Here is a 24,990-nt window from a genome sequence, read left to right as displayed (position 1 = left end):
TGGCAATCCAGTTGATTTTTAAGTGTTTTTTATTTAAATAAAGAGACGGTGATATCAATTTGATGGCTATTTGATCAATATAATTAAATTTACGTAGGATTTATACTAAAAATATATATTGTAAAGTAGTGGGTGATTGATATTAATAGGATAAAATTCTCATGCTGATATTTCTTAGTGAATGTTAATTTACAGTATGAAACAGAGTAAGCTATTATTTTTTAACACATATAGGGTGTTAAATGGGGCGAAATTTTTAAAAGCATGGAATTGTTTTAAAATGGTATATTTTCATAACACGTCAATGTTAATTAATGCTTAAAAATAAGCTGAAAGCTAAAGCGAGTGATAATGTACAGATCTGAAATAGTAAAATAATTAAATTGTTAATATATATTTATGGAAGGGACTATTAATTAGCAGCATTTAAATTTATTTATGATATATATCAATCTAACATAAGTTAAATTCGGAATAATTTAAATATCAAACCGAGATGATTTGCTCATTTTTTTGATGAGTCAGCGACAGATCCGTGTGCGGTGGATGCTCTGTGATATAATCGACCATTACTTCGCAACCGCTCTCTGCATCATTCATTAAGAACATCATTTTGTGGTGTCCCTACTGGTGTCCTGATAAAGAGAAAACAGACCAAAAAGACCCGATATGCACCAAAATACGCCAACAGAAAAAATCACCGAAAACCAGCAACCACGCGCCGTCAGCGGCTATAAGAACCTTAACCGCTTTTCCGTTGCACCGATGCTGGACTGGACTGATCGTCATTGCCGGTATTTTCACCGTAAACTCAGCCGCCATGCCCTTTTATATACAGAAATGGTGACGACCGGGGCAATTTTGTTCGGTAAAGGTGACTATCTGGCGTATAACGAGGCTGAACATCCGGTTGCCCTGCAATTGGGCGGCAGTGACCCGGTCGCACTCGCTGAATGTGCGAAGCTTGCGCAGGCGCGCGGATACGATGAAATCAACCTCAATGTGGGTTGTCCTTCTGACCGTGTGCAAAATGGTATGTTTGGTGCGTGTCTGATGGGAAATGCCGGGCTGGTTGCAGATTGTGTTGCCGCGATGCGCGATGTGGCGGATATCCCGGTGACAGTAAAAACCCGGATTGGTATTGACGATCAGGACAGTTATGAATTTCTCTGTGATTTTGTCGGCACAGTAGCAGGTAGCGGGGGATGTGAAATGTTTATTATCCATGCCCGCAAAGCCTGGCTCTCCGGGCTCAGCCCGAAAGAGAACCGCGAGATCCCGCCACTGGATTATCCGCGGGTTTATCAGCTGAAAAAAGATTTTCCGCACCTGACAATGGCGCTGAATGGCGGGGTTAAAACCTTAGAAGACGCAAAAACTCATCTGCAATATATGGATGGGGTAATGGTCGGACGCGAAGCGTATCAGAATCCGTCGATTCTGGCACAGGTGGATAATGCGTTATTTGATGATGCGTTGCCGGTCACTGATACCATCGCGGCGATTGAATCAATGTATCCGTATATTGAAGAAGAACTGGCGAAGGGAATGTATCTGGGGCATGTCACCCGTCATATGCTGGGTATTTTCCAGGGTATTCCCGGCGCGCGCCAGTGGCGGCGTCATCTGAGCGAAAATGCACATAAAGCGGGAGCGGATGTGAAAGTCATTGAAGCGGCGCTGGCATTTGTTACCCGAAAGGGTAATGAAGAATAATATAAATTATGAATGAACTCTCCGACCGGAGAGTTCATTCATATGTATTACAGGGAGTCGAAGAAACGATTGTAACAAGCAACGATATAATTCATTTGTGCATTAAATGCATCTTTGACTTCAGTTTTCTGTTCCGGAGTTGTTACTTTTTTCTTCAGAAGGAAAAAACTTTCCTGCATTAATTGAACGGTAACATCAGCAGATTTCTGAAATGCAGACAGGCAATTGTTTTTGCCGTATTTTTCTAATAAAACGTCAAATTTTTCATCTGCTTCATCACGGATTTTCTGAAATTCTTCATTGTTGATTTTTGCATCTTTATAAATAAAGTCAGTAACGTTTTCAATATTGTTATTCATTTTTATATCCTTTCAAATCGATATTAAATAGATAAATAATGATAATTTCATATTCAAAATTAATCAATTAATATAACAATATATGTTTTATATGTAATTCAGTTCATTATAAATATATTATATTTATTTCTTATGATTAAAATACCTTCGCGATATAAATAAGCGAAGGTATTTTTTCATTAACAAATAATAGAATTACGGAATTAAAATACTGGAACCGGTTGTTGCACGGCTTTCCAGGCGTTGATGGGCTGATTTTGCGTCTTTCAGCGGATAAACCTGATCCACCGGAATGGAAATAGTCAGTTTGCCGCTCAGGATCAGGTCAAAAATAGCTTTGCTGGCTTCATTTAATTCTTCACGGTTAGTGATATAACCAAAGACAGAAGGGCGGGTCACGTAGAGTGAGCCTTTTTTATTTAAAATGCCCAGGTCAACGCCTGTTACCGGACCGGATGCATTACCGTAGCTGACCATCAGACCGCGACGTTTCAGGCAGTCGAGAGAGGGCAGCCAGGTATCTTTCCCGACAGAGTCATAAACGACACTCACTTTTTCGCCGTTAGTCAGTGCCAGCACGCGCTCAGTAATATCTTCTTTATTATAATTAATGGTTTCCCATGCTCCGGCGGCTTTTGCTTTCTGCGCTTTTTCCTCAGAGCCGACCGTACCAATCATTTTCGCGCCCAGTGCTTTTGCCCACTGGCAGGCAATTTGACCCACACCACCGGCGGCGGCATGGAACAGGAAAATTTCCCCCGCTTTCACTTCATAGGTTTTGCGCAGCAGATAAAAGGCGGTCATACCTTTCATAAAGCAGGCGGCAGCCGTTTCAAAGCTTATCCCGTCCGGCAGAATAGCCAGTTTTTCTTCCGGCACATTATGAATTTCACTGTATGCACCAAGGGGAGATTGCCCGTATACCACGCGATCACCCACTTTAATGTGCTTAACACCGGCACCAATTTTCACCACAACACCTGCGGCTTCTGAACCAACGCCTGATGGTGAAACCGGAGCCGGATACAACCCGCTGCGAAAATAGGTATCAATATAATTCACGCCGATCGCTTTATTTTCTACCTGAACGTCACCCGGTGCAGGATCTGCCGGGGTGAAATCGCGGTATACGAGTACATCAGCACCGCCGGGAGCATCAAATTCAATACGTTTAGCCATGAAGGGAACCTCATTCGGAAAAGAAACTGACTACTTACATGCGGATTACATGCAGGTTGACTGCGGGATCCCGCGGAAACAGCAAGCAGAAGAGATAATCAGATGATTTGTTGTATTTGGCATAATTGCATGTCACTGAAAATTACTCAAGCTTCGTGCAATCGGCGGCAAATGAGGGCTATACTAGCCCATTCAGTCCCCCTTGCGGGACCAGACTATTCTCCCCGACTGACGTATCGACAAGTAAGAGAGTTTCATGGCCAGATATCCCAAGGACACCAAGAACGACAAACCCCGCGACCATCAGATGGAAGGCTGAAATTACCGCCGCATTCCCTGGAGGCTGAGCAGTCTGTTCTCGGCGGACTGATGCTGGATAACGAACGTTGGGATAATGTCTCTGAACGTGTGACCAGCGAGGACTTTTTCAGCCGCCCGCACCGGACTATTTTCAGCCAGATGCAGCGCCTGCTGGAGCAGAGCCGCCCGATTGACCTGATCACATTGTCTGAAGCGCTGGATACGAGTGGCGAGCTGGATAATGTCGGTGGTTTTGCGTATTTGGCAGAATTATCGAAAAATACGCCAAGTGCGGCGAATATCAATGCTTATGCTGATATCGTCCGCGAACGTGCGGTTATCCGCGATATGATTTCAGTCGCCAATGAGATAGCCGACGCCGGGTATGATCCGCAGGGGCGCTCCAGTGAAGATCTGCTCGATCTGGCGGAATCCCGCGTGTTTCAGATCGCCGAAAATCGTGCCAATAAAAATGAAGGCCCGAAAGGGATCGACGCTATTCTCGAAGAAACTGTTGAAAGAATTGAAAAGCTTTATCAGCAGCCGCATGACGGTGTGACCGGGGTTTCTTCCGGTTATCATGACCTGGATAAAAAAACAGCCGGCCTGCAACCTTCTGATTTAATTATTGTTGCCGCGCGTCCGTCTATGGGGAAAACCACATTCGCCATGAACTTATGTGAAAATGCGGCGATGACAGAAGACAAACCGGTGCTGATTTTCAGCCTTGAGATGCCCGGCAACCAGATCATGATGCGTATGCTTGCTTCTCTTTCCCGCGTTGACCAGACCCGGATCCGTACCGGACAGCTTGATGATGAGGATTGGGCGCGGATCTCCAGCACCATGGGAATTTTGCTTGAAAAGCGCAATATGTATATTGATGACTCTTCCGGCCTGACGCCGACCGATGTGCGCTCCCGCGCCCGGCGGGTTTTCCGTGAGCACGGCGGATTGAGTATGATAATGATCGACTACCTGCAACTGATGCGGGTGCCGTCTCTGTCCGATAACCGAACCCTGGAAATCGCGGAAATCTCCCGCTCCCTGAAAGCACTGGCAAAAGAGTTACAGGTGCCGGTGGTTGCACTCTCTCAGTTAAACCGTAGCCTGGAGCAGCGCGCAGAAAAGCGCCCGGTGAACTCAGACTTACGTGAATCAGGTTCTATCGAGCAGGATGCTGACCTTATTATGTTTATCTATCGTGATGAAGTTTATAACGAAAACAGTGATTTAAAAGGCGTTGCTGAAATTATCATCGGTAAGCAGCGTAATGGTCCTATCGGAAGCGTCCGTCTGGCATTTAACGGGCAGTGGTCGCGCTTTGATAATTATGCAGGACCGAGTTATGACGATGAATAATCCACCTGAATCCAGTGCAGGCGGATTATTACCCCGGACAATAAAACCAACAGCAAACACACATAACCAAGGAACCCCTATGAAAGCGGCAACAGCCGTCATTGACCGTGGTGCGCTGCGCCACAACTGGCAGCGGATCCGGGCGCTTGCACCTGACAGCCGCCACGTTGCAGTGGTCAAAGCAAATGCGTATGGTCACGGATTAGTTGAAATTGCCCGTGAACTCACTGATGCCGATGCATTTGCCGTGGCGCGGTTAAGTGAAGCACATGCGCTACGTGCGGGGGGCATTGTAAAACCTATCATTTTGCTGGAAGGTTTTTTCGATGCATCAGATTTACCGGTTATTGTTGCGAGTCGTCTGGAAGTCGCGGTTCATTTTGAAGAACAATTACAGGCACTGGAGCAGGCAGAATTATCCGATCCGGTAAAAGTCTGGATGAAAATAGATACCGGGATGCACCGCCTGGGTGTGCGTCCTGAGGAAGCAGAAGCATTTTATCAGCGTCTTTGTCAGTGTAAAAATGTGAAGCAGCCGGTGAATCTTATCAGCCACTTCAGCCGGGCAGATGAAGACGATCCTCAGCCGACAGAAGCACAGATTGCCCGCTTTATGGCTTTTGCCGATGGCAAACCGGGTGAAAAATCGATTTCTGCTTCCGGTGGGATCCTTTACTGGCCGCAGGCGCATCTTGACTGGGTGCGCCCCGGGATCATTCTTTACGGTGTTTCCCCTAAAACCGGCACCGATGCATCAGAATACGGACTGAAACCGGTGATGACGCTGAAATCCCGCCTGATTGCGGTCCGCAAACACAAAGCGGGCGAACCGGTAGGCTACGGCGGTACCTGGATCAGCGAACGCGATACCTGCCTCGGTGTGATCGCGGTGGGCTACGGTGACGGCTATCCGCGCAGTGCGCCGTCAGGTACGCCGGTGGTGATTAACGGGCGCAATGTACCGATCGCCGGACGGGTCTCCATGGACATGATTACTATCGACTTAGGTCCGGATTGCAGTGATAAAGCCGGTGATGAGGTGATTTTGTGGGGAGATTCACTGCCGGTTGAGCATATTGCAGATGTCAGTGGTATCAGCGCCTATGAGCTTATCACCAAGCTGACATCGCGCGTGGCGATGGAATATCTGGACGAATAAAATACGACGCGATATGGTCTGAAGTGAGAAAAATAACTATCAGGAGTATCGCTTGTGTTTGAACATGTAGACGCCTATGGCGGCGACCCGATCTTAACGCTCGTCGAGCATTTTAAACAGGATCCCCGGAAAGATAAGGTCAATCTCAGTATTGGTCTGTATTACGATGAATCCGGGGTAACTCCGCAACTCAACAGCATTGCACAGGCGAAACAGCGCTATATCGCGCAGGACAGCGGCGCATCTCTTTATCTGCCGATGGAAGGGCTGGCGTCTTATCGCAGCGCTATTCAGGCTCTGCTTCTCGGTGATGAGAGTCCGCTTATCCGTGAAGGACGGGTAGTGACGATCCAAACCCTGGGCGGATCCGGCGCACTGAAGATCGGCGCTGATTTTCTGCATCGTTATTTTCCGGGATCGGATGTCTGGCTCAGTGATCCGACATGGGAAAACCATCAGGCGATCTTTGCCGGTGCCGGATTTAAAACCCATTATTACCCGTATTTTGATCCGCAGACCAAAGGTGTGAAATTTGATGAAATGCTGGCAACGTTTGAAACATTGCCGGAAAAAAGCATCATTTTACTGCATCCGTGCTGCCATAACCCGACCGGGTCTGATCTGACGCCTGAACAGTGGGATAAAGTCACAAGTGTCGTGAAAAAACGCGGGCTGATCCCTTTCCTGGACATTGCCTATCAGGGCTTCGGGGCAGGCATTGAAGAAGATGCATATGCTATCCGCGCCATGGCAGCCGCCGGTATCCCGTGCTTTATCAGTAACTCCTTCTCGAAAATTTTCTCCCTGTATGGCGAGCGCGTCGGCGGGCTGTCCGTTCTCTGCCCGACACAGCAGGAAGCTGAGTGTGTGCTGGGACAACTGAAAGCCGGTGTCCGCCGGGTCTACTCCAGCGCGCCGTCTTATGGTGCAAAACTGGTATCTGAAGTGCTGAATGATGCGGCACTGAAAGCGGAGTGGTTAACAGAAGTGGAAACTATGCGTCGCCGGATAGCCGATATGCGTACTGTGCTGGTGGAAACCCTGAAAGGGACATTGCCGGAGAAAAATTTTGATCATCTTCTGCATCAGCGCGGCATGTTCAGTTACACCGGGTTCAGTCAGGCGCAGGTTACCGCCCTGAAAGAGCAACACGGGGTTTACCTGGTCGGCTCTGGTCGCGTTTGTATGGCGGGGGTGAATCGTCATAATGTGGATGTGATCGCACAGGCATTTGCAGCGGTCAGCCGTTAATTCCGCACAAAAAATAGTTATGCGCGGTATAATACGGTTCCGCGCACTTTCAACGTAACTGACTGTCTTTGCTGCCACGGCGGTTATATCCGCTGTATGCCGCCTGCTTTTTATCAGACTCCGTCTGACAGGTCACACATAACTGCACACCCGGGATTGCCTGCCGCCTTGCGGGCGGGATCGCATCACCGCACTCTTCACAAAACAGCGCACTTTCTCCGTGTGTTAACTGGCTGCGCACCCGCGCAACGGCATCATCCAGTGTGGCATCAATTTGTTCCTGTACTGCGGAATCATTTGCCCAGCCACTTGCCATTATTACCTCCGCTACTGTCCGGTATTGAGTCGTGTTGCGTATCTTTAAAGATTACCACCGGGTGCTCAAAATTCAATCAGCAAAGAATGCGGACAAAAAAAATACCGCAGACAGGCTGCGGTATGTTCAGATCTCAGAAAAGATTAATAGCCTCTTTCCAGGATGGTTTTCAGGAAGCGGGCAGTGTGTGAGCGCTCACATTCTGCAACCTCTTCCGGCGTACCGGCAATCAGGATCTCGCCGCCGCCGCTGCCGCCTTCCGGACCTAAGTCCACAATCCAGTCTGCGGTTTTAATTACATCGAGGTTATGTTCAATAACCACAATACTGTTTCCCTGGTCGCGCAGCTGATGAAGTACGGTCAGCAACTGTTGAATATCCGCAAAGTGCAGCCCGGTTGTCGGCTCATCAAGGATATAAAGAGTCTGACCTGTGCCGCGTTTGGATAACTCTCGCGCCAGTTTCACGCGCTGCGCTTCACCGCCGGAGAGTGTGGTCGCGGACTGACCCAGGCGGATATAGGATAATCCCACATCCATCAGTGTCTGTAATTTACGTGCCAGCGCCGGAACCGCATCAAAGAATTCACGGGCTTCTTCAATCGTCATATCCAGCACTTCGTGAATACTTTTGCCTTTGTATTTCACTTCCAGGGTTTCGCGGTTATAGCGTTTGCCTTTGCACTGATCGCACGGCACATACACATCCGGCAGGAAGTGCATTTCCACTTTCAGTACGCCGTCACCCTGGCAGGCTTCACAGCGCCCGCCTTTGACGTTAAAACTGAACCGTCCCGGCGTATAACCGCGTGAACGGGATTCCGGAACGCCGGAAAACAGTTCGCGGATCGGGGTAAAAATACCGGTATAGGTCGCCGGGTTCGAGCGCGGAGTGCGCCCGATAGGGCTCTGGTCGATATCGATCACTTTATCGAAATGCTCCAGACCTTCCACCGATTTGAATGGCGCGGGGGTAACCGTTGTTGCACCATTAAGCTGAGTTTGTGCGATCGGGAACAGGGTATCATTAATCAGCGTCGATTTACCCGAGCCGGAAACCCCGGTAATGCAGGTGAACAGCCCGACCGGCAGATTCAGTGTGACGTCTTTCAGGTTGTTCCCGCATGCGCCGGTGATGGTCAGCATTTTTTCCGGGTTTGCCGCATTGCGTTTTTCCGGGATTTCAATCCGGCGCTCGCCGCTGAGAAATTTCCCGGTCAGTGATTCCGGCGTATTGATGATATCGTCCAGCGAACCCTGCGCGACAACTTCCCCGCCGTGAATACCGGCACCCGGTCCGATATCAATAATATGATCGGCGGCACGGATAGCATCTTCATCATGCTCAACAACAATCACGGTATTACCGAGGTCACGTAAATGCACCAGGGTTTCCAGCAGGCGATCATTATCGCGCTGATGCAGCCCGATTGACGGCTCATCCAGCACATACATGACGCCGACCAGTCCCGCACCAATCTGGCTGGCAAGACGGATACGCTGTGCTTCACCACCTGACAGGGTTTCGGCTGAGCGGGAAAGTGTCAGATAATTCAGCCCGACATTCACCAGAAATTTCAGGCGATCCTGAATTTCTTTCAGGATTTTTTCGGCGATTTTCTCGCGCTGCCCGCTGAATTTCAGGTTATTAAAGAATTCCAGTGAATGCCCGATACTGAAATCAGAAATCTGCGGCAGTGTGGTGTCTTCGACAAACACAAAACGGGCTTCTTTTTTCAGGCGTGTCCCGCCGCAGGAAATACACGGACGGTTGCTGATATATTTTGCCAGCTCTTCGCGCACCGCCATGGATTCCGTCTCTTTATAACGGCGCTCCATATTGTGCAGCACACCTTCAAACGGATGATGGCGGACAGTGACATCACCCCGGTCATTTGAATATTTGAATTCAATTGATTCACGACCTGAACCATTCAGGATCGCTTTCTGTACTTTCGCGGGCAGCTCAGAATAAGGCGATTCAATATCAAACTTATAATGAGAAGCCAGGGACATCAGCATCTGATAATAATAAAAATTACGGCGATCCCAGCCACGGATAGCACCGCCGCCAAGGGATAAATTCGGGTTCTGTACCACGCGTTCAGGGTCAAAAAACTGCTGAACACCGAGACCGTCACAGGTCGGACAAGCACCGGCCGGGTTATTGAAGGAGAACAGGCGCGGCTCCAGCTCACTCATGCTGTAACCACATGCCGGACAGGCAAAGTTTGCTGAGAACACCAGTTCTTCTGCGGTTTTGTCTTCCATATCCGCGATTACAACGGTGCCGCCGGAGAGTGTCAGTGCGGTTTCAAATGATTCTGCCAGGCGCTGTGCCAGGTCATCACGGACTTTAAAGCGATCAACCACCACTTCAATGGTGTGTTTGATCTGAAGTTCCAGTGTCGGCGGATCAGACAGATCGCAAATCTCCCCGTCGATCCGCGCGCGGATATATCCCTGTGCCGCGAGGCTGTCGAGCAGCTTGGTGTGTTCGCCTTTGCGATCTTTAACGACCGGCGCCAGCAGCATCAGGCGCTGACCTTCCGGTAATTTCAGGACATTATCGACCATCTGACTGACGGTTTGTGCCGCCAGCGGAACACCATGATCCGGACAGCGCGGCTCACCCACGCGGGCAAACAGCAGGCGCAGGTAGTCATGAATTTCAGTAATTGTCCCCACGGTGGAACGCGGGTTATGGGATGTGGATTTCTGCTCAATAGAAATCGCAGGGGATAGCCCCTCGATGTGATCGACATCCGGTTTTTCCATCAGTGATAAAAACTGACGTGCATAAGCGGAGAGTGACTCTACATAGCGGCGCTGCCCCTCGGCATATAATGTATCAAAGGCCAGGGATGACTTCCCGGAGCCTGATAACCCCGTGATAACAATCAGTTTATCACGCGGAATAATAAGGTTGATGTTTTTCAGATTGTGGGTGCGAGCGCCCCGTATATCGATATTATCCATGTACCATTTCCCGGGAGTTTCAGATAGCGACTAATTAATTCAGCCTGACATTATTACATACAATTTACTGAATGGATATCCAGTACCGGAAGAAATCTGTGTATAATCTCAGCAGAATTTCCCTGTCAGATGATTGCAATTTGTGCGGTGAATTTCAGAGAGGAGTCGCAAATCTGCAATGGGAGCAGCATCAAAACAGAAGCTGTTCAAAATTATGGTTCAGACGTGTTAAACTGGATCCTTATACGTTCTAAACAATTTCATCGGGAGCATTTCATGGCCAGCAGAGGCGTCAACAAAGTCATTCTTATCGGGAACCTGGGTCAGGATCCGGAAGTGCGTTACATGCCTAACGGCGGTGCGGTTACTAACATCACACTGGCGACATCAGAATCATGGCGTGATAAACAAACCAATGAGATGAAAGAAAAAACCGAATGGCACCGTGTGGTGATTTTCGGCAAACTGGCAGAGATCGCCGGCGAATATCTGAAAAAAGGCTCACAGGTTTATATCGAAGGTTCACTCCAGACCCGTAAATGGCAGGATCAGGGCGGCCAGGAACGTTATACGACAGAAGTTGTGGTCAATATCGGCGGCAGCATGCAGATGCTGGGCGGACGTAACAGTGGCGGCGGTGATAATGCATCGCAGGGCGGAAGCTGGGGACAACCACAGCAGCCGCAGCAATCCCAGCAGTTCAGCGGCGGCGGCAGTGCTCCGCGCCCGCAGGCTCAGCAGCAACCGGCTGCACCACAGAGCAATGAACCACCAATGGATTTCGATGACGATATTCCGTTCTGATGAATTATTTTAAATAATAATTTTACAGGCCCCGGTTTACCGGGGCTTTTGTTTTTTAACAGATAGAAAATTATTCATTACCTAGATTTAGGAGGTATTTAGTAAACTCAGTAAAGTCACCTGCGTCTGCTGTTCTCAGGCTTGAGATATAGGCAAAGCGCTCTTCTGTTATATTTTCCAATTTGGCATTCGCCCACTTCATTGGTTTTTCTTTCAATACAAAAATTCGGACGATATCGGTAAAAATTCGTGAATGTCTTCCGTTTCCGTTCACGAATGGATGGATCTGAACCAGGCGGTGTTGAATACGGGCTGATAATTCCAGGTTATCAAAATGCTGAAATGTTGCCCAACACTTTGCATCCTCAAGAAAATTGTGTAAGTCGGCAGAAATATTGTGAGGTGCAACACCGATATTTAGTTCTCTTACCCTGAATTTACCTGCCCATTTCCATACATCACCAAAGAGTGAGATATGGAGGTCGGTAATAAAATCACGATTAAAGATTATTTCAGGGGTAAGATTTTTGAGCTGGCTTATCCTAAACTGACCCTGAAGTATGTTGGCAGCTTCTAACTCATTGAGCTGTTCACGGGTTTCGATATGTTTGTGCTTCAGACCAGAAATATCATCAGGTGAGAGCGGGGTCGCTCCTATCGGGTTATCGGCTGACAGGGTCAAAAATCACTCCTTAATATTTACGCCAGAGAATGCGGCCACCAGATGCAATGATATCCTTCTTTATCTGTTCCATAAGGCGGGTTTGTGCTTCTTTATCAATAGATTGTGCTTCTAAAAACATATTTTGAGAGTTGGTATCCAGGCTCTGAATTGCTATTTCGGTTGCTCTGTCTTCAATGATTTCTTCGATTGGTTTTCTGGGGATCAGAGCATAGGTAAGGTCACAATTTAGCTGTTCTGCGAGTTCTCTTAATTGAGTCAGTGTAACGTCGCCTTCCGCTTCTTTCCGTTCAAGCACCGATATTCTGTTTCTGCTTAAACCTAACCTGTCTGCAAGCTGAGTACCGGACATACCTAGAGCTTTTCGGATAGTCCGCACCCATCCCTCTTTCGGGGGGCGGGGTAATTTGTGATCAAGAGATGAGTTGGCAGTAGCTCTGTACTGCCGGATTACTGTCTGTTTAACCGTATTTTCAGTGTTTATCGGTTTGAGCACATTCATCGTATCTTCTCTTATTTTGATTCATTGTTTGTATTGTAATCAAAAAAAAAGACATAAACAATATTTTTGTATTTATTTATAGATACAGTTTCGATGGATTGTATCTATATTAGATTACAATTATTATATTTTGTCATTGTATGTGGATACGTTTTTATAAAATTGTATCTGTATTGAATTACAATTATTAGCTTACTGCAACGGTATTCATACGCAAATAATTGTCTCAGAGTTTTAACTTTTCAACAGATATCAGTCAGGCTTTCCCTTGATTTTTTTAATAAAAAACACCCCGGAATACATAATATTCACGGGGTGTTTTTATTAATTAATACGCTATCCTGCCCGCAGGCAAATTACATTACGCCTTCAGAGACAGCTCTGTTGCATAACGCAGAACATCTGTTGATGTCCAAACGCCTTTACCCAGTGCGCCACCGGCCGTTTTTGAATACTGACCTGCAGCACCGGAGCCTGAATTACATGCAACGGTTAAGCAATCAGCGACAACGTGTGCGTTGTTATAACGTGAGAACTGATATTGCGGGATATGATTGCTGATATTCGCGATAAAGAATGCGAGTTTTTCAGTATTGATTTCGTTGATAGTAATAACCTGCGGCTGGCGGCCGCCTTCAGCGGTGACATCTTCTTTCAGTGCGCCGATAAACGAGCCCTGATGGCTGGCCTGAATATTTACGTCGCTGACACCGGCACCTTCTGTGGTGCGGATACTGACATAACTATTACGGAATGAAATAGAGGTATGACCCGCTGATTTCTTTGTCGGTAACCAAACATAGACTTTTAACATGAAAACGCTCCTTGTTCTGAATGAGTAATGAATATATTCCTTTATATAGGCAGATAAATAATGATTAGTCTTAATGTAGATTCTTTGTATTTTTCTGCCGGAATTTCATCATCTGATGCGTTACACATGAATTTAAATATGAAATAGACTCTTTTTCAGAATTAATGAAACCAGCATCAGTATGGTTTTTCTGCGTAATATCACGTAGGTGTTTTTTGTGGGTGAATAAAATATAACAAGTGTTTTGCCGCCGGGATATCAGGACAATCTGAACATACGTAATCGTGCTGCGCCCGCTTCGTTCTGTTTTTTGACAGCTAAAATTTTTGATCGCTAAAAAAATACCCCTTACTTATCGGGTGATAAATTAAGGGGTAATATCTCATGCCGTTGGATGAATACATGAGGAGCCCGGGTGAACGGGTGCATTATTTTACTTTTTACTTGTGATATCGTAACTACCGTTGAACTACCTTTTTTGTCCTGTCAGCCCTGTTTTTAATCGTAACGGGTATTTTTAATATAGTGTTATCTGGTGTTTTTTGTTTTTTTAAAAGAAAACCCAATGTAATCATTGGGTAATTATGCATTATAGTATCTGTTTATTATTAAAGTATGATAAGAGGTTTAAAAGAGCATGTGTCGGATTCCGTTTTACCTGGAATAGTTGATGGCGGCAATCATTGTATGTTTATTTTGTGACTTTAATCACAAAAAGTGAGCAATTAAGACGTTAATTGTAACTTTAATGTAATCAAATCCATTCAGCATAACAAAAACATTACAAATAAATGATGGTTAAGTTACTCTTCTCATCGGATGAGTAAACGTCTGTTTTTAGCAGGCTGAGCAGTAAAAGTAATAAAATATAATTTTTTTAGTCACTAAAGATGATTTTGTGATCGAATGCTGATTATCTTTCCTGAACACTAACCGATCATTCTGCTATTTCTGTGAACACACCTGTTTTATTCCGGAGAATGGCTTGAATATCCTTTTTTTATCTCTGCTTCTCTGTGTGATTGATACTATTTTCATCTGTTACTCAATAGTCTGTTTTTTTATAATATGATTATAAATCAATTAGTTATCTATTTTGTAATTTATCGCCAGTGATTTGCATGTGATGTTCATCACAATTTAGTATCGGATTACAAAATAAATCAAAAAAAGGCTTGTACCGCTTGCGATCTTATGTTTTTTTTAAGATACACAACGATATTTATTCATACACAATTACTGTTGAGAGATACCCCGTGAAACCATTCATCCGTCCACAAAATGTACTACTAACAACCGCGCTATCAGACGCGGTTGTCGTCGTGCGTGTGGTAGTGGTGGTGGTCGGCAACGCGCCGTAACGGGCTGGGATCAGCAAGAAGATCACTAACCCCGCCGGCGTAAACCGAGCGGGGTTTTTTTATATCAGGCTCCGCGAAACTGAACCGGTTGTAAGAGAAGGATGATGTTATGGGAGCTTCGCAAGACACTCAGGCTAAAACCCGGATGACGGGCGCGGAATTAATTATCCGCATGTTAGAACAACACGGCATCACGACGGTGTCTGGTATCCCGGGGGGAGCGGCGCTGCCACTGTATGATGCACTGGGGAAAAGCCGTATCCGGCATATTCTGGCTCGCCATGAGCAGGGCGCCGGGTTTATCGCACAGGGGATTGCCAGGACGAGCGGCAAAGCGGCGGTGTGTATTTCTTCCAGCGGGCCGGGTGCGACGAACCTGATGACGGCGATTGCCGATGCCAAACTGGATTCTGTTCCGCTGGTCTGTATCACAGCACAAGTCTCTTCTCCGATGATAGGCACTGATGCGTTCCAGGAAGTGGACACTTACGGTATGTCCATCCCTATCACCAAACACAACTATCTGGTTCGTAACGTACAGGATTTGCCGGGAATTATTGCTGATGCGTTCCGGATAGCAGAATCAGGGCGTCCGGGACCGGTGTGGGTTGACGTACCGAAAGATGTTCAGTCAGCCATCATTGAAATTGATGAATTACCGCCAATTATGCCAAAAGATCCGTTGCCGTTGTTTGATGCAGAAAAAGTCTCTGAAGCAGCGGCGATGATTAATCAGGCTAAGCGCCCGATCCTCTACATCGGCGGCGGCATTGTGGCATCGCAATCTCAGCAGATGGTGCAGAGCTTTGCAGAGCGTGCCGGGTTGCCGGTCACCATGACTCTGATGGGTCTGGGAACCATCCCGCAGCAGCATCCGTTGTATCTGGGTATGTTGGGAATGCACGGCGCGCGTTATACCAATATGATTTTGCAGGAATCTGATTTACTGATTGTGATCGGCGCGCGGTTTGACGATCGCGCTATCGGCAAGGCGGAGCAATTTTGTCCGGATGCTAAAATTATTCATGTGGATATTGATCGGGCTGAAATAAGTAAGATCAAGCAACCGGATCTCTCGGTGAATGCGGATGCCGGGCAGGTGCTGGTAATGCTGTTGCCACAGATTGAGGTTAATCCGCGTCAGGACTGGAACGATCATATTGCACAGGTAAAACATGAGTTCCCGTTGATTCGGGTCAATCATGAGGATCCGTTATCGCATTTCGGGCTGATCGCCGCCGTAGCTGATGCGGTTGATAATGATGCCATTATTACCACGGATGTGGGGCAGCATCAGATGTGGGTAGCGCAGGCGTATCCGTTATGCCGTCCGCGTCAGTGGTTAACCTCCGGCGGGCTGGGCACAATGGGATTCGGATTACCTGCCGCTATTGGTGCTGCACTGGCAGAGCCTTCCCGTAAAATTATCTGCTTTACCGGGGATGGCAGCATTATGATGAATATTCAGGAGATGGCGACCGCCGCAGAGCATAATCTGGATATCAAAATTATTCTGATGAACAACCAGGCACTGGGAATGGTTCACCAGCAGCAGACACTGATGTTTAATGAGCATATCGTTGCGTCTGCCTATCCGTATCAGACTGATTTTATTACGATAGCCAAAGGATTCGGGTTGCAGACCTGTGATCTGAACAAAGAGAGTGACCCGACGGCGGCATTGCAGGCGGCGATTTCCCGCCCCGGCCCGTGTCTGATCCACGCATTAATCGATGTCTGTGAAAAAGTGTGGCCGATGGTATTGCCCGGTGATGCCAATATCGATATGGTCAGTGCCTGATGACGGAGAATAAAATCATGGAAAAAAATAATCAGCCAATCGCGCTGGAACTGGTTGTCCGCAACCATCCCGGCGTCATGACTCACATTTGCGGACTCTTTGCCCGCAGAGCATTCAACGTAGACGGAATTCTCTGTCTGCCTCTGCCGGGACAGGATGAAAGCCATATCTGGCTGTTGGTGAAATCCGATGATCGTCTGAGCCAGATGGTCAGTCAGGTGGAGAAACTGGAAGATGTGCAGGGTGTGAAATATAACGAAGATATCAGTATTTTCGAGCAACTAAGCAAATACATTCCGTAGAGTGATAATACCGGATGCTGCCTTTGACTCTCTGGCTGCCTTTTATAAATGCCCATATAAAAGGCAGATAACGGGCAGAGGAACGAAAAGCATGTGCGGCATGGATGGCATGCCTGAGCTTACAGGGATGTATTGACAGCGACTTTTCGTTTTGCCCGTTATCAGCCCGGCCCCGGGCTGCTGTCAGCCTGCATCCTGAATGACGTCGGGTATAGAATGTTACTACGGTGAAGTTTGTCCTATATGTGAATAGGACATAACCAGCGTGCCGCTCAGTTCCCCTTCCATGCAGATATAGGAGTGGGGAATATCACAGGAAAAGGCATAGAAATCACCCGGTTCCAGCAGGACAGTGAGATCCTCATTAAAGCGCATCATCAGTGTGCCCTGATGGATAAGGATGTGTTCGTGAGTGCCGGTACTGTGCGCCGGGCTGTTAATAATCGCGCCACGGATCATTTTCAGGTGCCAGATCTCAGAAATATTCCCCATTCCGACACGGAATTTAAAATCTTCTGCATACTCCCCTTTGAACGTTTTGTTTTGTTCGTAGCGGGGATAACCTTCATTACTTGCGGTAAACAAATCACCCAGCGGAAAACGCAGAGCAACGGCGATGGCTTCCAGGGTATCGATGCGCGGATTGGAATCACCGGATTCCAGTTTGGATAATGCGGCTTTCGAGATGCCGGAGAGTTTTGAAAGGTCATTAAGCGACAGGTTACGCGCCTGGCGCAGCAGTTTCACTTTCTGGCCGATATGGGCACTGGTTTTATGCATAATTGAATGGATACCAATGAAGTCAGCAGGATAATCCTGTTAGTATTGCATACTTGTTATACGACGGTAAGCCGCGATTGTCCGGAGATAATGTATCAGATAGTGATTTTATCAGATGAAATAATCCGGTATGGTCATATACCCTTATTCATTCAAACTGCAGGTTCGTTGGCCGCATGAAGCCAGCCGGGTCACATACTAATGTATGCTCCCCCGTCTATCTTCCCTTGCCGCCTGCCTGCATCCTGAATGACGTTGGGTATAATTAAATGTATGTCAGTAAACGGACTCCCACTATGATCTACACCCTGCCATGGGCAGATTTTCTGATTTGTTTTATTACACTCTTTTTTGGTTATTGGGTTTTTGGCATGGTCGGGTTCGGCTCGGCGCTGATAGCCAGCCCGGTTCTGGCTTTTTTTATCCCGGTCTCTCATATTGTGCCGATGCTGGCGCTGATGGACTTGGGCGCGGCAGTGATTAATGTCACCCGCGACGGGCGCAAAGCGGATTTCAGTGAACTGAAGTGGATGGTCCCGCTGATGATAGGCGGCAGTCTGATAGGTGCGGCGATATTACTGAAAACGCATCCGGATATGCTGGCGGTGTTCCTCGGCGGGTTTATTGTGCTGTATGCCCTGTATTCCCTCTTTATTAAAAAGGGCGCGCGGCATTATTCGCAGAAATATATTGTTCCGTTCGGGATAGGCGGGGGAATTTTAAGTGCTCTGTTCGGTGCGGGCGGGTTTGTGTATGCCATCTATTTCGCCGGAAGGATCGAGGATAAAAACCGCTTTCGTATCACGCAGACGACATTGATTGGCTTCAGTACATTAACCCGTGTGATTATTTTCCTGATTATGGGGATTTATTGGAACAGCGAAATCGCCATTACTGCCCTGATGTTTCTGCCCGCGATGATTGCCGGTATTGTGCTGGGGCGGCATATTACTATGCGTATCCCGAAAGAGGCGTTTTTCCGCTTCCTGAATATCGTGATCCTGCTGGCGGGGCTGACTCTGCTTATCAGTAATCTGGTGCGCTGATGTTCGGCGCATAACAGATGTTCATCGCAGATTTTTTTTTAGCACATTGCCGGGCGCGTTGCAGTTCATCCGTTACCCGGCTTTTACTGAAACAGTCGCGGTAACGGGCGGCATACGCGGCATATTCAGCTTGTGCTGCGGGCAGCGGTTGTGCAAGAAGGTGATTAATAAAGGTAAAGCTGCCAATCTCGGCATGCTGAAAATCTACCGGGTTTTTCCATTCACCACCCCAGCGCAGAAAACCATGACTGAAAATCAGCGGTAAAACAGCTTCAATTCTGCCTTTGCTTATATTCTCTCTGTTACTCAGCGCGCCGGCAGACCCCGGCGGGCTGAGGGTTATTTTTCCGTTCTTGTCCCGGAAGCGGTAAGGATTTTGCTGCGGATTGATATCAATTGCCACGCCGTAAGCATGTTTTGACCAGGCTTTCTGGTTGACCTGGCGGCGTCCGTTAAACGCAGAGGTATTATTTGCCGCCATCGACGCCTCATCATCTCCGCCGAAGACATCAATGGGCTGAACAGTATTCAGCGGGAATTTTTTCCGGTACAAATCCGCAAACAGCGCCTGTGTTTCGGGTGCTGTCACATCCAGCACAGTGATGGTTCCGGTCTGTGTTTCGCCCTGAAAATTAATAAATTGCACATCCACATTGACCAGGCGCTTACAAGGCACCGGGTTGTCCGGCGCAATAATACTGAGCGCACTCAGGGCGCGGCAGGTGTCCGGGCTAAGCGGAGTGACTGCCGCCTGTGCTGTCTTCAGTCCTGCAAACAGTAAAAAAGCGGGTAAGAATAGCGTGCTCAGTTTCATTATTAAACCTGCTGTCAGTAACCGGAAAACACGATAGTATCGCGCAGGGCTGTTTTATGTGAAAAAATTCCCGGTTTGAGCCTTGATTATGGCGATTTTTCCTAAGATAATCGTTTGCTTCAAAAATCACATCTTTTTGTCAGTTAAAAGCCAAACGTTTGCGTTCTGTCTGTCCGGTTCTGTTTTTATCCGGCACCTGTCAGTTTTCAGTAAAACGCAATCGTTTACGCCGATGTGAAACGAATTCATTAACACAGGTGATTACATGTCCGCGACACAGCCAGAGAGTGGGTGCAAATTAGACAGTTTCTTTAAATTAACCGAGCGCGGCACCACTGTCCGCCGGGAAGTATTAGCCGGGATGACCACGTTTCTGGCGATGGTTTACTCCGTTATTGTTGTACCGGGGATGTTAGGTCAGGCGGGTTTCCCGCATACGGCTGTTTTTATCGCAACCTGTCTGGTCGCGGGATTAGGCTCTCTGCTGATGGGCTTATGGGCTAATTTACCGATGGCTATCGGCTGTGCTATTTCCCTGACTGCATTTACTGCATTCAGTATGGTTATCGGACAGAATATTTCTATCCCGGTTGTTCTCGGTGCGGTTTTCCTGATGGGGATATTGTTTACCCTGATTTCCGTGACCGGCATCCGCACCTGGATCCTGCGCAATATTCCCCTGGGAATTGCTCACGGTACTGGGATCGGTATCGGTCTGTTTCTGTTGCTGATCGCGGCAACCAACATTAATTTAGTCATCAAAAACCCGTTTGCCGGCATGCCGGTTGTCCTGGGTGATTTCACCTCATTTCCGGTCATTATGGCGCTGGCGGGTCTGGCGGTTATTTTTGGTCTGGAAAAACTGAAAGTGCCTGGTGCGGTATTGCTGGTGATTATTGCCATTTCCGTTATCGGGCTGATTTTTGATCCGTCCGTTAAATATCAGGGCTTCTTTAAGCTTCCTTCTCTCGGGGATGATGGTCTGTCTCTCTTCTTCAGCATGGATATTAAAGGTGCCTTGCAGCCGGTTGTTCTGCCGACCGTGCTGGCGCTGGTCATGACAGCGGTATTTGATGCAACCGGGACAATCCGCGCGGTTGCCGGTCAGGCGAATCTGCTGGATAAAGACAATCAGATTATCAGCGGCGGACGCGCACTGACGACAGACTCCGTCAGCAGCATTCTGGCAGGGATGGTCGGTGCCGCACCTGCGGCGGTGTATATTGAATCAGCTGCCGGTGCCGCAGCCGGTGGTCGCACCGGGCTGACGGCGACCGTGGTCGGCGTCATGTTCCTGCTGATCCTGTTCCTCTCGCCACTTTCTTACCTGGTACCGGCTTATGCAACCGCACCGGCACTGATGTATGTTGGTCTGCTGATGTTAAGCAATGTCAGCAAACTGGATTTCGGTGATTTCGTCGGCGCAATGTCCGGGCTACTGTGCGCGGTCTTTATTGTTCTGACCGGGAACATTGTGACCGGGATCATGCTGGGCTTTGCATCATTAGTGATTGGTCGCATTGTCGGCGGGGAATGGCGCAAGCTGAATGTCGGCACTGTTCTGATCGCGATTGCATTAGTAGCATTTTATGCTGGTGGCTGGGCTATATAAGTGATAAGCCGCCGCTGAACGTTGACTGGTGGTGATGATGCACTGTATTTGTACGATTTATCTTAAAATGTTAATTAATTGCCCGCCCTGATGGCATGAGACGATAAAATAGCAGCGATGAATAACGCATTCGTCGCTGTTTTTTTTGTATGATAGTGACAGAAGACGGTAATATTTTTCTCCTTTGGCATCTTATTACGGCTTTTTGTGTCGTTATTATACCCAACGTCATTCAAAATGCGGGCGGGCTTCATGCCGCCAACGAACCTGCGGTTTGAATGAATAAGGGTATACAGGTATCTTTCTTTAGTCAGCGGGCACATTGCCCTAAGTTCAGTAAGGGCAATATGGAAATATTCTTTACGATTCTTATTTTGATTCTGATGGTGTCGGTGTCAGGTGTTCTCACCAAAATGATCCCGTATCGCATTCCGTTACCTATCATTCAGATAGCGATGGGAGCTTTGCTTGCCTTCCCGCAGTTTGGGCTGCATGTCACCTTTGACCCTGAACTGTTCCTTGTTCTGCTTATTCCGCCTTTGCTGTTTGTTGACGGCTGGAAAACCCCGACCCGGGAATTTATGCAGAAAGGGCGGGAAATCTCCATTCTTGTGCTGTTCCTGGTGCTGGTAACGGTTATCGGGATTGGCTATCTTATCTACTGGCTGATGCCGGGGATTGAGCTGATACCTGCCTTTGCGCTGGCGGCAGTCTTGTCGCCGACAGATGCGGTGGCACTTTCTTCCATTGTCGGAAAAGGACGTATCCCGAAACAGATGATGGGGATACTGGAAGGCGAGGCGCTGATGAATGACGCCTCCGGTCTGGTTGCACTGAAATTTGCCGTGGCAATTGTCATGGGTACCATGGTGTTTACTGTCACCGGCGTCACGATTGAATTCTTTAAAGTGGCGATTGGCGGGTTACTGGCGGGGATCGCGGTTACCTGGCTGTACAGTAAATCCCTGCGGCTGATGAGTCGCTGGAGCGGGGACGACCCTGCAACACAAATCGTCTTTATGTTACTGCTGCCGTTCGCCTCTTATCTGATTGCAGAACATATCGGTTTCTCCGGGATCCTCGCTGCGGTTGCCGCCGGGATGACCATCAGTAAATCCGGGGTTATCCGCAATGCACCGCTGGCGATGCGCCTGCGGGCAGATAATGTCTGGGGCATGCTGGAATTTGTCTTTAACGGACTGGTCTTTATCATGCTCGGGCTGCAACTGCCGGGGATCTGGCAGGTGTCTGTTATTGAAGCGGAACTTGACCCGACAGTTGAAGTCTGGATGCTGTTTACCGCTGTTATTGTTATCTATTTTGCGCTGCTGGTGCTGCGTTTCTGCTGGTTATGGATGATGAAAACCGTCAGCCGCCTGACCTTAAAACGCAAACCGCTGGATTTCAGTCACTACACAACCCGTGAGCTGTGGCTGGCATCATTTGCCGGTGTGCGCGGGGCGATAACTCTTGCCGGTGTGCTCTCTATTCCGCTGTTTCTGCCTGACGGCACACCATTCCCGGCGCGTTATCAGATGATCTTTATCGCTGCCGGTGTCATTTTGTTGTCACTGTTTATGGGCGTGGTTTCGCTGCCGTTTCTGCTCAAAGGTGTTCATGTCGGCGATAAAGCGGCTGATGCCAATGAAATCCGCGTAGCGAGAGCCGCAATGGCAGAAGTCGCGATTGTCAGTATCGGCAAAATGGAAGAGCGTTTGTCCGCCAGTTCTGATGAAGCGCTGGATGCGGAAGCCATCAGTGAGGTGGCATCGAGGGTTGCCGGTCATCTGCGGCGGCGAACAGCCAATGATGATGAAATGGAATATAACCTGAAGGTGGAAGACCTGGAGCGGCGCTTTCGTCTGACTGCACTGCGTGCGGAGCGCGGGGAACTGTATCACCAGCGCGCGACCCGTAATATCAGTAATGAAACACTGCAACTGTTGTTGCATGATCTGGATTTACTGGAAGCCCTGCTTGTCGAGAAAGAAACATAACCGATGCCGTTACTGATTATTACCACCATTTTATGGGCCGCATCATTCAGCCTGATTGGCGAATATCTCGCCGGTCAGGTTGATAGTTGGTTCTCTGTATTAGTCCGTGTATCGCTGGCGGCAGTGATTTTCCTGCCGTTTCTGCGCTGGCGCGGCATTGCCCCGAAAGTCATTCTGCTCTATATGGCAGTGGGCGCATGTCAGCTCGGCATTATGTATCTGTTTGTTTTTCATGCCTATAACTATCTGACAGTCGCTGAATTTCTGCTGTTCACGGTACTGACTCCACTCTATGTGACGCTGATTTACGATCTGCTTGAGCGGCGCGGGCTGCGTTGGGGCTATGTGTTCAGCTCACTGCTGGCGGTGATTGGTGCGGCGGTTATCCGCTATGATCATCTCAGTGATTCATTCTGGAAAGGACTGATCCTGGTTCAGCTGGCGAATATTTTCTTTGCTGTCGGGCAGGTGGGGTATAAACGGCTGATGGAAGTTCATCCGCTGGTGCAGCGTACGGCATTTTCGTGGTTCTATCTCGGCGCGTGTGTGGTGGCGCTGGCGGGCTGGTTGCTGTTTGGGAATTTCGCCAAAATGCCGTCAACACAGTTACAGTGGGGTGTTCTGCTGTGGCTGGGGATCGGCGCATCCGGTATCGGTTACTTTATGTGGAACTACGGTGCCACTCAGGTTGACGCCGGAACTCTCGCTATCATGAATAACATGATGGTTCCGGCGGGGTTATTGGTTAACTTTGCCATATGGCAGCAGCATCCTGACTGGCTCACGTTCAGCATAGGTGCAAGCCTGATTGTTGCATCGCTGTGGGTACACCGGGTATGGATACTGAAGCCGTCTTTACAAAAGGCAGATTGTCCACCGCGTGCTGACGCGCACAACGAATAAATGACTCAATAGCCGGCTGGCGCTGTTCTCCGCTGCGGTTTGCGGCATACAGCCGGCTCCACAATCCGTCCCCTAAGGTTTTTGTCACCACCAGCCCCTGTTTTTCAAAATTCTCTACCGCCCAGTGCGGCAGTGCAGCGATCCCCATCCGTGCGGCAACCATCTGAATCAGCAACAGTGTGTTATCCACCGTTTTTACCTGCGGAGACACGCCCGCCGGTTGCAGGAAGCGCCGCCAGATATCAAAGCGCTGGCGCTGTACCGGGTATATCAGCAGCGTGTCACTTCCCAGATCCTGTGGCTGGATAATCAGGCGCTGTGCCAGCGGGTGCTCCGGTGCGACCACCAGCTTCACCTCATAATCAAACAGCGGCGTGTAAGTCAGTTTACCGTTGTGCTGCTCATCAATATCAGAGGTGAGCACCACATCCAGCTCCCGTTTGAGCAGTTCCGGCTGCGGATCAAAACTGACTCCTGAGGTGAAATCCACATTAATCTGCGGCCAGTTCTCGCGGAAATTCGCCAGCGCAGGTGTCAGCCACTGAATACAACTGTGGCACTCAATCGCGACCCGCAGTGCGCTCAGCCCCGGTTCATTGCATTCCCGGATAGCATCTTTAACCAGCGGCAATATCTGTCCGGCAAGCTGTAACAGTACCTGTCCCTGAGGCGTAAATTGCAGAGGCTGTGTTTTGCGGATAAAAATCCGGAAGCCCAGCCGGTGCTCCAGTTCACTGAACTGATGAGAAAGGGCGGATTGTGTCTGATGCAGCGCATTTGCTGCACCCGCCAGTGAGCCGGACTGATTCAGAGCCTGAATCGTTTTTAAGTGTTTTATTTCTATCATGAGAAACCTTCAGGTTAGCAATGAATAATCTGCGCTTGTTTCTTATACAGTACCCGCTGATTATGGATGTGTAAACATCTGGATGGCTAAATGACGGGGATTTTT

The 24,990-nt window shown here is 48.3% G+C and carries 21 protein-coding genes and 1 pseudogene; 12 read left to right on the top strand and 10 right to left on the bottom strand.

Going from position 1 to position 24,990, the window contains the following annotated elements; genetic code table 11:
• Positions 1–669 precede the first annotated feature (669 nt).
• On the top strand, positions 670–1,716 hold the full coding sequence (gene dusA / locus AYY16_RS08945; protein ID WP_067365257.1) for a tRNA dihydrouridine(20/20a) synthase DusA: 1,047 nt from the start codon (positions 670–672) through the stop codon (positions 1,714–1,716).
• Positions 1,717–1,763: 47 nt separating this feature from the next.
• Here dusA and AYY16_RS08940 read toward each other — a convergent pair whose 3' ends face one another.
• Both AYY16_RS08940 and AYY16_RS08935 read right to left on the bottom strand, forming a co-directional pair.
• Positions 1,764–2,075 (bottom strand): hypothetical protein, encoded by a 312-nt coding sequence (locus tag AYY16_RS08940; protein WP_067365254.1) that lies wholly within the window; start codon positions 2,073–2,075, stop codon positions 1,764–1,766.
• 195 nt (positions 2,076–2,270) lie between these two features.
• Entirely contained in the window at positions 2,271–3,254 is a 984-nt protein-coding gene (locus tag AYY16_RS08935; RefSeq protein ID WP_067365251.1) for an NADPH:quinone reductase, read from the bottom strand.
• A 256-nt stretch (positions 3,255–3,510) separates the two neighbouring features.
• Here AYY16_RS08935 and dnaB point away from each other — a divergent pair.
• The 3 genes and pseudogenes from dnaB (at position 3,511) to AYY16_RS08920 (ending at position 7,326) form a co-directional block, all read left to right on the top strand.
• A pseudogene (dnaB, locus tag AYY16_RS08930) lies at positions 3,511–4,916 on the top strand (replicative DNA helicase).
• A 79-nt stretch (positions 4,917–4,995) separates the two neighbouring features.
• Complete coding sequence (gene alr, locus AYY16_RS08925) at positions 4,996–6,075, top strand: alanine racemase (RefSeq protein ID WP_067365307.1); 1,080 nt, start codon at positions 4,996–4,998, stop codon at positions 6,073–6,075.
• Between the two features lie 54 nt (positions 6,076–6,129).
• A complete protein-coding gene (locus AYY16_RS08920; protein ID WP_067365249.1) occupies positions 6,130–7,326 on the top strand; it encodes an amino acid aminotransferase in 1,197 nt (398 codons plus the stop codon).
• 49 nt (positions 7,327–7,375) lie between these two features.
• Here the strand turns inward: AYY16_RS08920 and AYY16_RS08915 are convergent, their stop codons facing one another.
• A complete protein-coding gene (locus tag AYY16_RS08915; protein WP_067365246.1) occupies positions 7,376–7,642 on the bottom strand; it encodes a DksA/TraR family C4-type zinc finger protein in 267 nt (88 codons plus the stop codon).
• A 143-nt stretch (positions 7,643–7,785) separates the two neighbouring features.
• Positions 7,786–10,620 (bottom strand): excinuclease ABC subunit UvrA, encoded by a 2,835-nt coding sequence (gene uvrA, locus AYY16_RS08910; protein WP_067365243.1) that lies wholly within the window; start codon positions 10,618–10,620, stop codon positions 7,786–7,788.
• A gap of 276 nt (positions 10,621–10,896) precedes the next feature.
• Between uvrA and AYY16_RS08905 the strand changes: the two genes are divergently transcribed.
• Positions 10,897–11,424, top strand: a complete 528-nt coding sequence (locus AYY16_RS08905; RefSeq protein WP_067365240.1) for a single-stranded DNA-binding protein — start codon at positions 10,897–10,899, stop codon at positions 11,422–11,424.
• 70 nt (positions 11,425–11,494) lie between these two features.
• Here the strand turns inward: AYY16_RS08905 and AYY16_RS08900 are convergent, their stop codons facing one another.
• From AYY16_RS08900 to AYY16_RS08890, 3 genes are all read right to left on the bottom strand, one after another.
• A complete protein-coding gene (locus AYY16_RS08900) occupies positions 11,495–12,106 on the bottom strand; it encodes a mobile mystery protein B (protein WP_067365238.1) in 612 nt (203 codons plus the stop codon).
• A 10-nt stretch (positions 12,107–12,116) separates the two neighbouring features.
• On the bottom strand, positions 12,117–12,608 hold the full coding sequence (locus AYY16_RS08895) for a mobile mystery protein A (RefSeq protein WP_067365235.1): 492 nt from the start codon (positions 12,606–12,608) through the stop codon (positions 12,117–12,119).
• Positions 12,609–12,969: 361 nt separating this feature from the next.
• Positions 12,970–13,422 (bottom strand): hypothetical protein, encoded by a 453-nt coding sequence (locus tag AYY16_RS08890; protein ID WP_067365232.1) that lies wholly within the window; start codon positions 13,420–13,422, stop codon positions 12,970–12,972.
• 1,256 nt (positions 13,423–14,678) lie between these two features.
• On the opposite strand from AYY16_RS08890, the gene ivbL reads away from it, so the two are divergent.
• From ivbL to ilvN, 3 genes are all read left to right on the top strand, one after another.
• Positions 14,679–14,783, top strand: a complete 105-nt coding sequence (gene ivbL / locus AYY16_RS20230) for an ilvB operon leader peptide IvbL (protein ID WP_150385191.1) — start codon at positions 14,679–14,681, stop codon at positions 14,781–14,783.
• A gap of 109 nt (positions 14,784–14,892) precedes the next feature.
• Complete coding sequence (ilvB, locus tag AYY16_RS08885; RefSeq protein WP_067365229.1) at positions 14,893–16,584, top strand: acetolactate synthase large subunit; 1,692 nt, start codon at positions 14,893–14,895, stop codon at positions 16,582–16,584.
• A gap of 17 nt (positions 16,585–16,601) precedes the next feature.
• On the top strand, positions 16,602–16,886 hold the full coding sequence (gene ilvN / locus AYY16_RS08880) for an acetolactate synthase small subunit (protein WP_067365304.1): 285 nt from the start codon (positions 16,602–16,604) through the stop codon (positions 16,884–16,886).
• A gap of 222 nt (positions 16,887–17,108) precedes the next feature.
• Here the strand turns inward: ilvN and AYY16_RS08875 are convergent, their stop codons facing one another.
• Positions 17,109–17,666 carry a helix-turn-helix domain-containing protein gene (locus AYY16_RS08875; protein WP_067365227.1) on the bottom strand — a complete coding sequence of 186 codons (558 nt, stop codon included), beginning with the start codon at positions 17,664–17,666 and terminating at the stop codon, positions 17,109–17,111.
• A 296-nt stretch (positions 17,667–17,962) separates the two neighbouring features.
• Here AYY16_RS08875 and AYY16_RS08870 point away from each other — a divergent pair, with 296 nt between their 5' ends.
• Positions 17,963–18,712, top strand: a complete 750-nt coding sequence (locus tag AYY16_RS08870; protein ID WP_067365224.1) for a sulfite exporter TauE/SafE family protein — start codon at positions 17,963–17,965, stop codon at positions 18,710–18,712.
• Here AYY16_RS08870 and AYY16_RS08865 read toward each other — a convergent pair.
• A complete protein-coding gene (locus tag AYY16_RS08865) occupies positions 18,693–19,526 on the bottom strand; it encodes a M15 family metallopeptidase (RefSeq protein ID WP_235846263.1) in 834 nt (277 codons plus the stop codon). The two genes, AYY16_RS08870 and AYY16_RS08865, sit on opposite strands and share 20 nt — an antisense overlap.
• A 265-nt stretch (positions 19,527–19,791) precedes the next feature.
• Here AYY16_RS08865 and AYY16_RS08860 point away from each other — a divergent pair, with 265 nt between their 5' ends.
• From AYY16_RS08860 to AYY16_RS19695, 3 genes are all read left to right on the top strand, one after another.
• Positions 19,792–21,138, top strand: a complete 1,347-nt coding sequence (locus AYY16_RS08860; RefSeq protein ID WP_067365221.1) for an NCS2 family permease — start codon at positions 19,792–19,794, stop codon at positions 21,136–21,138.
• Positions 21,139–21,485: 347 nt separating this feature from the next.
• A complete protein-coding gene (locus AYY16_RS08850) occupies positions 21,486–23,135 on the top strand; it encodes a Na+/H+ antiporter (RefSeq protein WP_067365215.1) in 1,650 nt (549 codons plus the stop codon).
• 3 nt (positions 23,136–23,138) lie between these two features.
• Entirely contained in the window at positions 23,139–24,038 is a 900-nt protein-coding gene (locus tag AYY16_RS19695) for a carboxylate/amino acid/amine transporter (protein WP_082970666.1), read from the top strand.
• Here the strand turns inward: AYY16_RS19695 and metR are convergent.
• On the bottom strand, positions 23,923–24,885 hold the full coding sequence (gene metR / locus AYY16_RS08845) for an HTH-type transcriptional regulator MetR (RefSeq protein ID WP_067365212.1): 963 nt from the start codon (positions 24,883–24,885) through the stop codon (positions 23,923–23,925). The two genes, AYY16_RS19695 and metR, sit on opposite strands and share 116 nt — an antisense overlap.
• Positions 24,886–24,990: the final 105 nt, after the last annotated feature.

Origin of the sequence: Morganella psychrotolerans (assembly GCF_001676155.1) — a bacterium.
In the GTDB taxonomy this organism is placed as follows: Bacteria; Pseudomonadota; Gammaproteobacteria; order Enterobacterales; family Enterobacteriaceae; genus Morganella; species Morganella psychrotolerans.
The sequence above is the reverse complement of the archived record's forward strand: the minus strand, read 5'-3'. Positions and strand labels throughout refer to the sequence as shown.